Origin of the sequence: Lentzea aerocolonigenes (assembly GCF_000955955.1) — a bacterium.
GTDB classification, from domain to species: Bacteria; Actinomycetota; Actinomycetes; order Mycobacteriales; family Pseudonocardiaceae; genus Lentzea; species Lentzea aerocolonigenes_A.
Map to the genome: position 1 here is coordinate 1 of NZ_JYJG01000087.1, position 13,998 is coordinate 13,998.

Sequence of the window (13,998 nt, forward strand, 5' to 3'; positions counted from 1 at the left end):
GGTCTCGTCCGCGACAGCTGCGGCCGATGAGCACAGAGGCGGCACCGCCGGAACGCCCGAATGCGCGCCTGGTGTCCGGCCACTCCCTCCGTGCCTCTCGCCGGCGGCTCTCGTCGAACTGACCGGCAGGACGAGGCCTGGGCGAGGTACCCGTGGCAGGGTCTGTCCACTCAGGCGCAACCCGAAAGGGTTACTGCACAGCGTGAGCACCGCCACTGACAGCGATGAGTTGCTAGGTTGCGGTGGCAACCAACTCGTGGAGGTCCGGGGGTGAGCCCATTTCGGGATTCGGAAGCGATCGGGGTGCCGGAAGTGGTGACGAGGACCTTCTCAACCGGGTGCGGTCGGGCGACGTCGAGTCGTTCGCCGAACTGCGCAGGACGCGCGAGGATGAGGTCGTCGAGTGGGTTCGGTTGCTCACCGCGACCGAGGCGGATGCGCGGGTGCTGGCCGCGCGGTCGTTCGACCTGACGCTGCGGCGGTTGACCGCCGGCGGCGGACCGCGGCGCGACCTCGTGTCCTATGTGGTCGCCACGGCGCGGTACCTCCTGTCCAAGAAGGACGATCTGGCGGATCAGGACTGACCTCCCGGCTGCGCGTCGCGGTGCGCGAACGGGCAGTGAGCCGGAGCTTGCCCGCCGTTACGGTTGGTCGGCGGCGGGGGGCCGGGGACGGTGTGGGTGTGTCGTCGCCGGCCGTGACGGGCTGAGACTCACGGCATCGCCTCCCCGCCGCGTCCCGCTCGGCAGCGCCCGTCGCACGACTGGGTGGTTGGGGGTGCTCGTGACCAGTACCGGCCCGCGGCTGAAGCGGCTGTTGATCGGCAGCCCGGTCCGCAGTGACCGGCGCGCGGAGACGCTGCTGCCGAAGCGGCTGGCGTTGCCGATCTTCGCGAGCGACCCGCTGTCCTCGGTGGCGTACGCCACCCAGGAGATCATGCTGATCCTCACCCTCGGTGGCCTGGCGTTCCTGCATCTCGCTCCGTTCGTGGGGCTCGCGGTCGCGCTGCTGCTCGTCGTCGTGGTCGTGTCGTACCGGCAGGTCGTGCGCGCCTACCCCGGCGGGGGTGGTTCCTACGAGGTCGTGTCGCGCAACCTCGGCGCGCCCGCCGGCATCGTCGTGGCCGGTGCTCTGCTGGTGGACTACGTGCTCACGGTCGCGGTGTCGGTGACCGCCGGGGTGGACAACCTGGTGTCGATGCTGCCCGCGCTGCACCAGCACCGGTTGCTGCTCGACGTGGCCATCATCGCCCTGCTCGCGGTTGTGAACCTGCGCGGCGTGCGGGAGTCGGGCAGGGTGTTCGCGCTGCCGACCTACCTGTTCGTCGCCGGTGTCCTGGTGATGATCGTGGCCGGGCTGGCGAGAACGGCCGCCGGTGCGGCGCCGGTGGCGGAGAGCGCCGGCCACGCGATCAGGCCGGAGCTGGTCACCTCGAACACCGTCGCGATCGTGTTCCTGGTGCTGCGCGCCTTCTCCTCCGGCTGCACCGCGCTGACCGGTGCCGAGGCGATCTCCAACGGCGTGCCCGCGTTCAGGGAGCCCAAGGCTCGCAACGCCGCGCGCACGATGACGGTGATGGGTTTGCTCGCGGTCGTGATGTTCGCCGGTGTGACCGCCCTCGCCGTGATCGCCGATGTGCACTACACGCAGAACACCTGCGATCTGGTGGGATTCGCCGGTGACTGCGCGACGCAGCCGCAGCGCACGGTGGTCGCGCAGCTCGCCGCGGCCGTCTTCGGCGGCCACGACACGATCGCCTATCACTACCTGCTCGGCAGCACCGCGCTGGTGCTGGTGCTCGCCGCCAACACCGGGTTCAACGGCTTCCCGTTGCTCACCTCGATCCTGGCGCGCGACAGCTACCTGCCGCGTCAGCTCGCCACCCGCGGCGGCAGGCTGGCGCTCTCCAACGGCATCCTGCTGCTCGCCTTCGTCGCGATCACGCTCGTCCTCGTGTTCGGCGGCTCGTCGACCCGTCTCATCCAGCTCTACATCGTGGGTGTGTTCACATCGTTCACGTTGTGCCAGACGGGAATGGTGCGGCACTGGACCGCGCGGCTCGCCGACTGCCCGCCTGCCGAAAGCGGGCGCGTCCGCCGCGCCCGGCTCGTCAACGCGGTCGGCGCTGTGATGACAGGTGTCGTTCTGGTCGTCGTGGTGCTGACGAAGTTCACGCACGGCGCGTATCTCGTGGTTCTCGCGATTCCGTTGTGTTGCTTCACAATGCTCGCTGTGCGCAGGCACTACCGGCGGGTCGGGCAGGAGCTCGCGCTCAACGGCGACGAGGACGAACCGGTGACACGGGTGCACGGCATCGTTCTCGTCGCGGCGTTGCACAAGCCGACCTTGCGCGCACTCGCGTTCGCCCGCGCGACCGGGCCGGCGTCGCTGACGGCCCTCACCGTCGCTCTCGACGGCGCGACCACCGGCGAGCTGCGCGAGCGGTGGGCGCAACGGGTGCCCGACGTGCCGCTCGTGGTGGTCGACTCGCCGTATCGCGAGATGGCCCGGCCAGTGGTCGAGTACGTCCGCCGGTTCCGCGCCGCGCACGGCGACGACCTGGTGTGCGTGTTCGTGCCCGAGTACGTCGTCGGCCGGTGGTGGGAGGCGTTGCTGCACAACCAGAGCGCGTTGCGGCTCAAGGGCAGGCTGCTGTTCGAGCGCGGCGTGATGGTGGCGAACGTGCCGTGGCACCTGGAGTCGAGCAGCCGCGACCGGGTGGACCGGCCGCGGCCGGGCGATCTGCGCCTCGGCATCGCCCGCGCCGCCGATTCGTCCGAAGTGGACGGCTAGCTCAGAAGATGGCCGATCTGCGGGCCTTCGTGCCGAACGGTCCGTGCGCGAGCATGCGCATCTGCTCGATCTGCTTGCGCAACTTGGGATAGCCGCGTCCCTCGCGCTCCGCCCAGCGGACCAGCTCCTCCAGGTAGTCGGCCTCCTCCCGGACGAGTCCCGCGAGCTCCAGCCACAGCTCACCGAACCTGTGACCCAGCGCGGTGACCGTCGCGGGAGCGGGCACAGGCGTCATGCTGTGCTCGAGGATGTCGTTGAGCTGGTCGGGTGTCAGCATGCGGCCGGCGAACTGGGTCCACAGGTCGCCGTACTCGCCGACGGTGAACACGACCGCGTCGAGCTGCTTGCGCAACAACACGATGTGCTCCACCCCGGACAACGGTGCGAGCACGCCGTCGAACAACATCACGAGCTCCCGCAGCGGTGACCTCAGGTCGTCGACGTGGAACTGCTCAGGGGTGTGCGGCGCTCCGGTGCCGTCGTCGGTCGCCGCACCGAACACGGCGTTCGCTTGCCAGACGAGCGCGCCCGCGGCGAACCGGCTGAGCTTCGCCGCGGACGGCAGCGCGAGCAGCGCCTCGTGCTGACGCACCACCCACCTCTCGATGTCGTCGAGCCTGCCCCCGTCGGGCGACTGGTTGAACTGCTCGACCTGACGCGCGAGCGCGCCGCCGTCGATTTCCGTGATCAGCAGGGACGCCTGCAGCTTCAAGGTGGTTCCTAGTGCTCTTCTGTCCGGTGCGAAGGGCACGTTCGTGCCACTGGACGGCACGAACGTGCCCTTCGCACCGAAAATGGTCAGGGGTCAGCGCGGGGCGTTGAGGCGCAGCACCGCGCCGGTCGCGAGCTCGCGCTGCCTGTCGGTGTTCCACGTGAGCTGCTGGGTGCACTGCTCCGCGAGGGTCTGCAGTGCACCCATCCGCGCGAAGGTCCACTCGTTCACCGCCATCAGCGCCTGCGGGATCAGACCGGTGCCACCGGAACCGGTCAGCGCGGCCGCCGCGGCCGCCAGCGTCTCCTGGCTGGAGGTCAGCAGCGCCAGGGCTTTGGCGCGGTGCTGGTTCCACTGGTTGGCCGCGCGCTGGATGTCCGCGTGGTACTGGCGGACGATGGTGTGCACGTTCTCCAGCTCCGGCACGTGCCGCAGGCGTTCGAACACCGAGACGAGAACCTCCATGCCCTCGTCGATCCGGTCGGTGTTGATAGTGGGAAGGTGCAGGCTCATCGCTTCGTTCTCCAGTGCCTCGGAGGCCACGAACGCGGCGGTGGTCGCCCGGCGGCCTTCCTCGGCGACGGCACGTTGCGCCTCGATGGCCCGCATGATGTTCATGATCACCGAACGCGTCTCGCCCAGATGCGCGACGAGCTCCTCGGCCACCTGGGTCGGGCGCTCGTCCGCGTCCTCGTACGGTTCGGCGAGTTCGAGGAACTCGTCGGTCAGCCGGTGGTAGACCTCGATGAGGTCGTTCAGCCGGCCGCCGTCGACGTCCGCGGTGGCGAGCAGGTCGGCGTCGATCTCCGAGTCGGAGCCGGAGCTGGAGTCCGAGAGGTCGTGAGGTGGGTGCACACCACGAGGATCAGGTCGCCGGGCGCGCCTGTGCGATGTCCTCGAGGGCACTCGCGGAGGCACGCCCGAGCACCGGATGGACTTCGGCTCGTCGTGTGAGGGTGACGTGTGCCGGCGGACGTGAGCAGTTCATCGGTGAGCCGATCACGCCGTGGCCGCGGAGCTCGGTACCTCATTCCGCGGCAGGGCTTTCAAATACCAGATCTGGGCGCGGTACTTCTCCGCCGAAGCCTCGTCGAAGCCCACCATCGGCACCAGGCGCAGTTGCGCGCGCTGGAGCCGGCGCATCCGCTTCTTCTCCTCTCCGCGCAATCCCTTGCGCGCCTTGCGGCGAAGGCGGCGAGTGCGCAACGACACCGCCTCCTCGGAGGTGATGATCCCGTCCCGCTCCGCGGCAGCCGTCGAGGTGAACCACCGCCATTCCGACCGCATGGCGCGCCGGTAGACCAGGACGACGACGATCACGGCCGCGGCCACCTTGACGACGACTTGCGCGGTGACCACGGCTGGAGAACCAGGGGCGTCGGCGTTCCACATGAAGTGCAGGCCCCAGCTCAGAGCGAACAGCGAGACCGCCACGGCCGAACGCCGGCTGAACGACCTGTCGCGACGCGTCAGCGCGTAGCCGACGCCGAGGCCGCAGATCGCGCTGTACACCCAGTGCGACGTCCCGGCCATGAGGGTGCGAACGCCCAGGGTCACGAAGCCGGCGCTGTCCGTGTCCACGCTGTTCAGCGCCGAGTTCCAGGCGTAGGTGATGTTCTCGAGCAATTGGAAACCCAGCCCGGTGCAGGCACCCAGCACGAATCCCTGCATCGGCCGACGGACGAACGGACGTCCGATGAGGACGATCGTGACGACTCCCAGCGTCTTGAGCCATTCCTCGGTGGACGCACCGGCGATCGGCGGTGTCCACTTCTCACCGAACGGCGCGCCGTACCAGTCTGCGAGCAGCTCCTCGATGTGCCCGTTGGCGAATCCGGCGATACCGGCTGCGACGAACGCTCCCCAGAGGAATCCGGCGACCAGCAGAGGTGTGGGAGTGGCGCGGAACAGGTCGATCCTGCGCACCACGAAGGTGATCACCAGCCCGAGCAGGACGGTGGCGAGCACGACCAGTGCGGTCAGCCCTGGCATGGCGAGCACCGGATCGGTGGCCTCGTCGACGATCAGGGCGAAGCCGAAAGCGGTGAGCGCGAGGTACACCCAGAACACCCACAGCCTCGGTTGCCAAAAGGGTCTGGTCGTCTCCGAAGTGGTGGTGGTCATGACGCCTCCTCGATGGACTCGATCATCCTGACGACGTCGGCGGCGTGTTCGTCGGAGGACGGTGTGTGCAGCCAAAGCACGCTCATGACCGCCTTGTTCTTCGAGAGCACGACGAGCTCACCGAGCCTGCCTTCCGCCACCGCGACGCCGCGCAGTGCCGCGAACTCCTTGCGCGTGCGGAACTCCGCGCCGTCGGCGACCTCGACGCCGCTGCGGTCGAAGGAGCGCGCAATGCGCCCGAAATGCCTGCGGGGCTCGTCTGTCGTGGCCTTCCTCGCCTCGAAGAGCACGGTCGCGTCGCCGCGCTGCACGGTGGCGGTGCTGGACTCTCCTGGGTTGACCAGGACCCATCCCGGCGACACTTCGACGCGAAGCTTCTTGTCCTGCGCCTCGAGCGTGAGCCACCGCGGTGCTTCGATGTTCTCCGTACGAGGCGAAGCGCTGTGATCCAGCAGGGCCGCGCCGCCCCACGGCAGCACGGCCAGAACGAGAACGACTACAGCCCAGATCTTCATGGAGGAAGTGTGAAGTGGGTCGCTCCGTGCACCACTGGACAGCGGGGCAGTCGCGCGGGCACGCGCCTGCGGGAACATCGGTCTGTTGAGGACAGACGCGTGTCGCGGCACGCAGCAACGGCACCACGCACGAACACTTCTCAACGGTCCTGAAGGTCAGCGCCACTGGCTGCACGGGGACGAAGCGGTGAGCCGGAGTGACCGCGGTCCGGACGCGCCGTTCGGGCGGGCGCGACGCTGCCTTTCCGCGCGGCAGAAGGACTTCTGGAAGCGATTGCGGTTCCCGGCGGACGTGGATCCGTCTCCAGGAGGTGCCATGTGGCATCGCTGTGCAGCCCGCGATCGGGTTGCAGCCGAGGTCGCGGCCGATGCGGTGGTCGTCACCGGCGGTGGGTCTCCGCGACGTGCGTGAGCTCATCCGCCGGCTGGCTGAGGTCGCTGAAGAGCTGTGCTTCGGCCACCCAGAGGTCGACCTCGCGTGCGGCGCGACGCAGTCGCACCACGGTGACCGGTACGACGACGGCCAGCAGGACGAGTACCGCGACTATGACGAACACGGGGACCTCCTCGTTGTCGTTCGCTCTTACTGACCACCACACGGCACACGGCTTACGGCCGGAACACTGCTGATTTCGGGCCTGAGAAGTGCGGTCGCCGCGTGTCTCACCGGTGAGTGGAGGTTGGTCGAGATGAAGATCGGCACCGAAGCGGCGGTCACGTCGCTCGACCGGCACCTGACTGCCGCGCGGGCGGCTCAGCTCGACCACCAGGCACTGCTGGGCTGGCCGACCGCGCTGGAGGCCGGCGTGGTGCGACTCGTGCCCGGTGGTGAGTGCGGTGCCGCCCAGGTGCCCGCCGTCACCGGCCTACTGGTCGCGGAGATGCTGCGGGCACGGGGAAGTCTGCCAGCCGCCGTCACGCAGGGCGCGGGGTGGGGTCTTCCTCACCAGAGGACCTCGTGCGGACACGGAGGCGCCGCCCGAGATCGCGCACGTGGCCAGGCACGTCGACGGGCCGATGTTGCTGCCACCGTCGGTCGCACCGGACGGCCGGGTGCTGTGGGCGGTGCGGCTGCGTCGGTCCGTTGCCCACCGCCGCAGGTGTTCGCCTCACTGCGGCTCACGCTCGGGGCTGCGCGGGACGTTGCACGAACGAGCAAGCTCTGAGGAGCTGCCGACTCCTAGCGTCGGACGGGACACGGTCGCCGTGGCCTGGGAGGGCGTCGAATGAACGGACGTCGGATTTTGCTGGCCGGAGCCGGACATGTTGATCCGGCTGCGCACGTGCTCGTGCCGCCGGGCCACGTCGTCCACTTGAGCACACCGTCCGAACAGGACGTTCGAGCCGTGGTGGATCGGGTGGCGTCGGCATCCTCGGGTGACGCGGGCGCGGATCGCACCTTCGGGTTCGCGGAGGAACCCTCGTCGTGCCCGAACGCCCGGTTCGCGCCGCTGCCGAAGGAGTCGTTGCCGGAGCACGTGCCCGCCGACACCGTGGTTGTGCACGCCGACGATCCGCGTTACTACGTGGACGACCGGATGCGGGAGCTGTGCGACCGGCCTGCGGACTGCGCCGGCGAGGGCAGGCACGTCTGCGGTGGGTGGTTCGCGCTCTTCCCGGAGGCGGTGGAGTGGCACGTCGTCGTGGCGCCGACGTGGCCGCAGGAGGAGGAGAACGACGGCCACCTGCTGGAGTGGATCACGAAGTGGGAGGACGGCACGTGGCTCGCCGACGACGCGAGCCGGGCGCTCGCCGAGCTGGCCGAGCACGACCTGGACGTGTTGCGGGACAACGAGCCCGACGTGCTGGCGTTTGCCGAGCAGGCGGCGCGGCTCTACCCGGACGGGCTCACGGACGCCGCGCTGCGGGAGCTCGCCGCAAAGGTGTGCCTCGACCGCGTGCGCGCGGTGACGACGGCGGAGGTGCTGGCGTGCGCGACCAGTGGCCTCGCGGACGTCGCCGACCCCGGGCAGGTAGCCGATCCGGTGTTGCGGCGGGCGATCGGTGACTGGCCGGTGGCCGAGGACGCGGTGATGGTGCAGGTGCTGCCCGACGGCAGGCGCGTGCTGTCGGGACCACGTGCACTTGAACCCGGCTCGTTCTGGCGCCAGCTCGCCGAAGCACACGACGACCTCGTGGTGGGAGTGCCCGCGCCACCGGTCGACCTCGCGGGTGTGGACACCGTGCGGGAGCCCGAGATCATCGCCGGATTGACCGCCCAGGTGCTGCACGCGGTGCAGGACTACCACGAGACCGGGGCGCGCGAAGCGCTCGTGCGACTGGACGACGTGCTGGTGGCCCGGCACGAACGCCTGCGGGTGCTGGAAAGCGCGGCGATGGCGGAGTGCGCGGACCGGCTGGAGGAGTGGCGGGAGGCCGTGCGGTCGGGTTTTCCCCAGGTGCTGCCGGACCTCGCCGAGCTCGCCGAGCTGGCCGAGCACCCGGACCTGCTGGACGCGGTGCACGAACTGCACCGCGTCGACGAGGAAGTGCGGCGCTGCTGGGAGGTTCGTGGCGCGGGCACCGATGCCTCCGAGGTGCTGCACCACGCGGCCGAGCTGCGCGCGACGCTGGAGTCGTTGGGGAACAGGGCGATGGAGCCGGTGGCGGCCGCGACGCGGGTGTTGCGCGAGATGCCGGGTCTGGTGCGCAGGGCCGAGGACGACAACACGGCCTTGCGGGCTCAGGTCGAGCAGCGCATGGCGTACGCGTCCGGATGAGCGCCCGGTGACCACCGGGGCGGGGAGGTCCGGTGGTCACCGCGACTCAGAGATAGCCCTCCTGCATCGCGTACGCCACAGCGTGCGCGCGGTTGCGCAGGTTGAACCGGCGCGTGATGTCGTGCAGCACGTTCTTGATCGTGCGTTCCGAATAGGACAGCTCGAGCGCGATCTCCTTGGTGTCGAGCCCACCCGCGATCAGCTTGAGCACGGAGATCTCCCGCTCGTCCAGACCCGCCGTGGCGGAGCTCTGCTGAGGGGTGGTGCCGCCGCTGCCCTGGATGCGGGTGATCTGCCGCAGCAGGCGGGTGACGAGATCGGGCGGCAGGGCGGCCTGACCGGACGCGACCCGCGACGCGGTGTTCACGAGCTGCGTCGGTGTCGCCTCGTGCCGCCACACCAGCGCGCAGACGCCGTAGCTCACCGCGGAGAGCAGTTCCTCCTCCCGCAACGAGCTCACGACCAGGACTATCCGGTTGCGACTGCGCCCGTGTGTGCGGCGCAGCAGTCTTTCCAGATCCTCGTCCAGCTGGGCACCGACGACGAACACGATGGTCTGCTCGTCGACCTCGTGCTCGTCGACGAGCCGGATGGCGTTCTCGTAGCGCAACGACGCGCTGACACCGAGCTTCGAGATCGTGTCGATGCTGTCCACCAGAACGGGAATGCGGTCCATGGCTGCCTCCTGGCCTCGTTTCAACGGAGAAGACAGCCTTCGAGGGAAGTGCTTACGGGCGTTTTCCGAATTCGGTTCGCGAGATGTGCACCAGCGACTGCCCCTTCGGCTCGGCGGTGCCGCCCTCACCGCGCCTACGTTCGGGCACGTGGCCAGGAGTGCGTTCAGATGAGCCGGGGCACGGTGTTCCTCATGGGACACGGGGCCGTCGCCGACGGCGAGCACGCCCGAGTGCCCGCCGGCACCCGGCTGCACCTGTACGCGTTGGCCGGGGAGAACCTGGCGTGGCCGGTGGGACTCGCGGCGGTGAGCACGGCCGGTGCGAGCGGCGCGCTGACCGTGGTGACCGGGTCGGGCGATGAAGCGATCATGTGCCCGAACGTCACGCTCGGCCCGCTGAGCCCGTCCGACGTCGAACAGGCGCGTGCGATCGCGCCCAGCGGCGTGAGACTGGTGCTCGCCGGCGAACAGGGCGACACCGGGGTCCGGCCGTTGTGCGACCAGCCGGACGTGTGCGGATCGGCCGCCGGCGAGCACCGTTGCACCGGCTGGTTCGGGGTGCTCGCCGACGCGACCGACCTCCACCTGCTCGCCTGCCTGAGCGCCGCCGATCCCGGCGCACCGCTGACCGTGGTCACCGGTGAGGAGCGGTACTGGACCGACCGCGGTGAGGTGGGCACCGCGACCCTGGTGGAGGAGCTCGAGGAGATCGCCGAGGACTTCGCGAAGCTGCCCGACGAGCAGAAGGTCATCACGTACTACTCGTGGCCGACAGCGACAAGAGCGTTGATGCGCGGCATCGGTTCCATCGACGAGTGGGCGGTCGCCCTGCACGGCTGCGAGGCGTACGACCGGGATGGACCCTTCGGTCTCCTTCGCCACGTCCGCGGGCTCGATCCCCGGCAGCGTCCGGCGGCGTTCAACGTGGTGGGCCTCGAGGCAGTGGTGCGGTGGGCGGAGGAGTGGATCTCGCAGTGGCGGTCCGGCACGGCTGGCCCCGAGGACGCGGCGCGGAGGTGGGCCACGCTCGGCGAACGGGACCGGCTGGCGCTGGCCGAGACCGATCCCGAGGTGCACGAGGTCGTGCGCGCCTGGGCGCGGGCGTTCCCGGACGGTGTCGAAGCCGAGACCGTGCGCCTGATCGCCGACGCGCACAACCGCGCCGTGCTGGCCGAGCTGGTCGACCTCTCCGACTTCACCGACGACGAGACGATCGACTGCGTCGTCGGCGACGGGATCGCCGTCCTCGCACCGAAGCTGCTGGAGGACCGCGACGACGAGGCCGTGAACGCGCAGGCGGCCGGCGTGCTGCGCCGGTGGTGCGCCGGGCACCCGGTGTTCCCGGACGGCGTCGTGATCACCGTTCCGGACGACGAGCAGCCGGAACTCACGGGGCTCGCGGTCGAGGCCGCCCGGCCGTACTGGGCCGAACTGGCCGCCGGTGGACCGCTGCTCATGATGCCGATCCGGCGCAGGACGCTGGGCCTCGCCGAGCTGACCAGCTTCGCGGACACGACCATTCCCGAGGCGTGCAACGCCGCGGTGCGGACGTTGGTCGCCGACTACAACGCCGTGGCGGCCGCGGGCGAGTCCGGCAGCGCCGCGCTGAGAGCCGCGCGCCGAAAGCTGCGCGCCGCGGTTCGTGAACGGGACGAGCTCGTGCACGAGCTCGCTGACCGGCTGACGAGGGTGTTCAACCAGACGGTCGAGTACTACCTGGCCGCGCAACCGTTCGGCGAGCTGTGCCGGGCCGCGCTGCACGGGGTGGAGCTCGGCGCGGACCTGGCTCTCGTGCTGCCGGGCCTGGCCGAGTACCGGTTCCTGAAGCTGCCGTCGCCGCTGACCGCGGCCGAGGCGAAGGAGTGGCCCGCGCTCGCCGAGCACGTCACCGGCACCGGTGAGTTCCTCGTCGCACCGGAGGACGGCCGCGACGACCTGCTCGACCCGGCGCGGCAGGGCGAGAAACCCGGCGCGCGGCTCGCCGAACTGGTGCACGGCATGGAGGTCTACGAGGAGGTGGTGGGCGGCCGGGTGCACGCCTTCCAGATCTTCGCGCAGGAGATGGCCGAGCGGTTCGAGACGGCACTCGACGACGGTGAACAGTTGCTGTCGGAGCTCGACGCGTGAGCACGGCGCCGCGTTCCGATCCACGACCGCGACAGCGATGAGGAGGAGGCGCGCGTGACGGTCCTGGTCGACCTCGACGGGCTCGGTGACGCCGAGCTCGTCGACGCGGTGCGCGAACGTGGTGACACCACGGCGTTCGGTGCGCTGTGGGAGCGGCACCGCAGCGCGGCGCTCGGACTCGCCACGGTGATCACCCGCAGCAGGCACGATGCACAGGACGTGGTGTCCGAGGCGGCGGAGCGGGTGCTCAAGATCCTGCTCTCCGGCGGCGGACCGACCGGTGCGTTCCGGCCCTACCTGCTGATGTCGGTGCGCAACATCTGCACGAACCGGTACCAGCGCGCGAAGCGCGAGTCCACGCAGGACGACCTGGAACCGTTCATGGCGGCGGTGTTCCCGACCGACTCGGCCGTCGGCGGGTTCGAGCGGATGGCGGTTACGCGGGCGTTCCGCTCGTTGCCGGAACGCTGGCAGGCGGTGCTGTGGCACACCGTGGTCGAGGACGAGCCGCTGGCAAAGGTCGCCGAGGTGCTCGGCATCAAGGCCAACGCCGTCGCCGCGCTCGCCTTCCGGGCCCGCGAGGGTCTGCGGCGCGCGTACCTCGTCGAGCACCTCAAGGAAGGCGCGCCCGAGGAGTGCCGGGGCATCCGCCCGAAGCTCGCCACCTGGGTGCGCGGCGGCAGCGGCAAGGCCGAGGCGGCCGCGGTCGAACGGCACGTCGCGTCGTGCGCGGACTGCGCCCAGCTGGTCGACGAGGTGCGCGAGGTCAACGGCCAGATGCGGGCCGTGCTCCTGCCCGCGATCGTAGGTGGCGCGGCGTTGGCGGCGGCCTACCTGAAGACTTCGGCGGCGGGCAAGTGGATGCTCGCCGCCCGGATGTCGTGGACCGAGACGGCGTCTGCCGCCACGCGGCTGCCGTGGATGCTCGGTGTGCTCGCGGTCGTCGGCACGCTCGTCGTGCTGGGCACGTATCCGGGCGAACCGCTCAGCGGGCAGGCTGACGAATACTCGCCGCCGGGCACGGCGCAGCCGGGAGACCGCGCGCCGGGGCTGCCCGAGACCGAGCCGACCGGCGAGCACGGCGCGTCGCCGTTCGTCGTGCCGGCCGCGACCACGTTCGGCGACCTGCGTGACGGCCGGGTCGGCCACGTCGGGCAACGGCTGGTGTACAAGGGAGATCCGGCACGGCCCGCACAGTTCGACCTCGCCGCGCGGGGCGCGACGGTGCTCGACGTCCGTGATGTCGCAGCCACCGGTGGCCGGGCCTGGCGATGCACGACCACCACTACCGGCGCGCGCTGTGTGAACGCCGGTGAGGTGCCGGGGGAGAGCACGTTCCTGCTGCGGGTGCGCGTCGATCCGGGTGCGGGCGGGGTCTCGGTCAGCGCCGTCGCGACCTCGCCGGATCAGCGGGAGGCGTCGCGCGAGACCGTGCTCGGCGTCACGGCCGCGCCGACGGCGTCGAACGTGCTGTACGCAGACATCGGACCCGGTATGTCGCACAGCGTCGGAAGCGGTGTGCTGACCTGCGATCCGGCCGACAACGGATGTGCCGCGGCGCTGGCGGTCGGCGCGGTGCCGGACGGGGCGACGCTCGCGATGGTGCACCGCCGCGAGGTCGCGGGCACCACGAACTCGAGCCAGGCCGACCTCGTGCTCGCCGACGGGGAGAAGATCGTGTGGGCAGGGCTGTTCTGGGGGGCGTCCGGAGTCGCACCGGGTGGTGCGCCGGAACGGGTGCGGTTCGCCGCGCCGGGTGACGTGCTGCGAACCTTGGCCGCCGAGCCTTCCGACGTCAGCACCGACGGCCCGGCGTTCGCGGCCTACGCCGACGTGACCGACCTGGTGCGGTCCGGCGGCCGGGTGACCGTGGCCGACGTGGCCACCGCGACCGGTCGTGGCGCCACCGCGGGATGGACGCTGCACGTGGTGACGACGAAGGCGGGCGCGCCGGTGCGGGCGATCGCGGTGGCCGACCAGTACCTGGCCGCCGCGCCGTCGGCCTCCCTGCCGCTGCGCTGGCTCGTGCCGGTGACGTCGCCGCGTGTCGCACTGACCCTGTGGGAGTCGCAGCCGGTCAGTCGCAGCGGAGGCGGATGGAGCGTCGGCGGCTGGGCGCTGTCGTGGCCGCCGGAGTTCTTGCGGGACAGGGCACCGGGAGCGCAGGTGAGGACGTTCGGCGTGGCGGTGCTCGGCTCGGAACTACCCGGTCTGTCCTCTGAGGACGGATCACTGCTCGCCTTCACCCGGCCGGGGCGGACGGGCGCGGTGGTGCATCTCGGCGCCGTTGTGCTGGAGGGCACGCCGTGACGTGCCGGAGGAGGACTTGTC

At 70.5% G+C, this 13,998-nt stretch carries 12 protein-coding genes; 6 read left to right on the forward strand and 6 right to left on the reverse strand.

Features of this window, described 5'->3' with window-relative positions; genetic code table 11:
* Positions 1–338: 338 nt before the first annotated feature.
* Together UK23_RS14705 and UK23_RS14710 are read left to right on the forward strand one after the other, a co-directional pair.
* The gene (locus UK23_RS14705) at positions 339–584 is read left to right on the forward strand and encodes a hypothetical protein (protein ID WP_045312064.1); all 246 of its coding nucleotides are present in this window, start codon (positions 339–341) and stop codon (positions 582–584) included.
* A gap of 199 nt (positions 585–783) precedes the next feature.
* A complete protein-coding gene (locus tag UK23_RS14710; RefSeq protein ID WP_045312097.1) occupies positions 784–2,793 on the forward strand; it encodes an APC family permease in 2,010 nt (669 codons plus the stop codon).
* 1 nt (position 2,794) lies between these two features.
* Here UK23_RS14710 and UK23_RS14715 read toward each other — a convergent pair whose 3' ends face one another.
* The 5 genes from UK23_RS14715 to UK23_RS51530 all read right to left on the reverse strand — a co-directional run bounded on the left by UK23_RS14715 (position 2,795) and on the right by UK23_RS51530 (position 6,701).
* Complete coding sequence (locus tag UK23_RS14715) at positions 2,795–3,505, reverse strand: hypothetical protein (protein ID WP_045312065.1); 711 nt, start codon at positions 3,503–3,505, stop codon at positions 2,795–2,797.
* 93 nt (positions 3,506–3,598) lie between these two features.
* Complete coding sequence (locus tag UK23_RS14720; RefSeq protein WP_045312066.1) at positions 3,599–4,360, reverse strand: hypothetical protein; 762 nt, start codon at positions 4,358–4,360, stop codon at positions 3,599–3,601.
* 144 nt (positions 4,361–4,504) lie between these two features.
* Positions 4,505–5,629 carry a PrsW family intramembrane metalloprotease gene (locus UK23_RS14725; protein ID WP_045312067.1) on the reverse strand — a complete coding sequence of 375 codons (1,125 nt, stop codon included), beginning with the start codon at positions 5,627–5,629 and terminating at the stop codon, positions 4,505–4,507.
* Positions 5,626–6,144 (reverse strand): hypothetical protein, encoded by a 519-nt coding sequence (locus UK23_RS14730; protein WP_045312068.1) that lies wholly within the window; start codon positions 6,142–6,144, stop codon positions 5,626–5,628. The genes UK23_RS14725 and UK23_RS14730 overlap by 4 nt, the downstream gene beginning before the upstream one ends.
* 380 nt (positions 6,145–6,524) lie before the next feature.
* On the reverse strand, positions 6,525–6,701 hold the full coding sequence (locus UK23_RS51530; protein ID WP_156213108.1) for a hypothetical protein: 177 nt from the start codon (positions 6,699–6,701) through the stop codon (positions 6,525–6,527).
* A gap of 132 nt (positions 6,702–6,833) precedes the next feature.
* Between UK23_RS51530 and UK23_RS14740 the strand changes: the two genes are divergently transcribed.
* Positions 6,834–7,310 carry a hypothetical protein gene (locus UK23_RS14740; RefSeq protein WP_045312070.1) on the forward strand — a complete coding sequence of 159 codons (477 nt, stop codon included), beginning with the start codon at positions 6,834–6,836 and terminating at the stop codon, positions 7,308–7,310.
* A 60-nt stretch (positions 7,311–7,370) separates the two neighbouring features.
* A complete protein-coding gene (locus UK23_RS14745) occupies positions 7,371–8,864 on the forward strand; it encodes a hypothetical protein (protein ID WP_156213109.1) in 1,494 nt (497 codons plus the stop codon).
* Between the two features lie 46 nt (positions 8,865–8,910).
* On the opposite strand, the gene UK23_RS14750 is transcribed toward UK23_RS14745, so the two are convergent.
* Positions 8,911–9,540 carry a response regulator transcription factor gene (locus tag UK23_RS14750; RefSeq protein ID WP_045312072.1) on the reverse strand — a complete coding sequence of 210 codons (630 nt, stop codon included), beginning with the start codon at positions 9,538–9,540 and terminating at the stop codon, positions 8,911–8,913.
* Positions 9,541–9,708: 168 nt separating this feature from the next.
* On the opposite strand from UK23_RS14750, the gene UK23_RS14755 reads away from it, so the two are divergent.
* Both UK23_RS14755 and UK23_RS48630 read left to right on the forward strand, forming a co-directional pair.
* The gene (locus UK23_RS14755; protein WP_045312073.1) at positions 9,709–11,667 is read left to right on the forward strand and encodes a putative adhesin; all 1,959 of its coding nucleotides are present in this window, start codon (positions 9,709–9,711) and stop codon (positions 11,665–11,667) included.
* Between the two features lie 54 nt (positions 11,668–11,721).
* Complete coding sequence (locus UK23_RS48630) at positions 11,722–13,977, forward strand: sigma-70 family RNA polymerase sigma factor (RefSeq protein WP_052684669.1); 2,256 nt, start codon at positions 11,722–11,724, stop codon at positions 13,975–13,977.
* Positions 13,978–13,998: the final 21 nt, after the last annotated feature.

Coding starts and splice junctions, on each gene's coding strand:
- UK23_RS14725 (WP_045312067.1), bottom strand. CDS start 5,629: ATGACCACCACCACTTCGGAGACGACCAGACCCTTTTGGCAACCGAGG.
- UK23_RS14730 (WP_045312068.1), bottom strand. CDS start 6,144: ATGAAGATCTGGGCTGTAGTCGTTCTCGTTCTGGCCGTGCTGCCGTGG.
- UK23_RS14740 (WP_045312070.1), top strand. CDS start 6,834: ATGAAGATCGGCACCGAAGCGGCGGTCACGTCGCTCGACCGGCACCTG.
- UK23_RS14745 (WP_156213109.1), top strand. CDS start 7,371: ATGAACGGACGTCGGATTTTGCTGGCCGGAGCCGGACATGTTGATCCG.
- UK23_RS14750 (WP_045312072.1), bottom strand. CDS start 9,540: ATGGACCGCATTCCCGTTCTGGTGGACAGCATCGACACGATCTCGAAG.
- UK23_RS14755 (WP_045312073.1), top strand. CDS start 9,709: ATGAGCCGGGGCACGGTGTTCCTCATGGGACACGGGGCCGTCGCCGAC.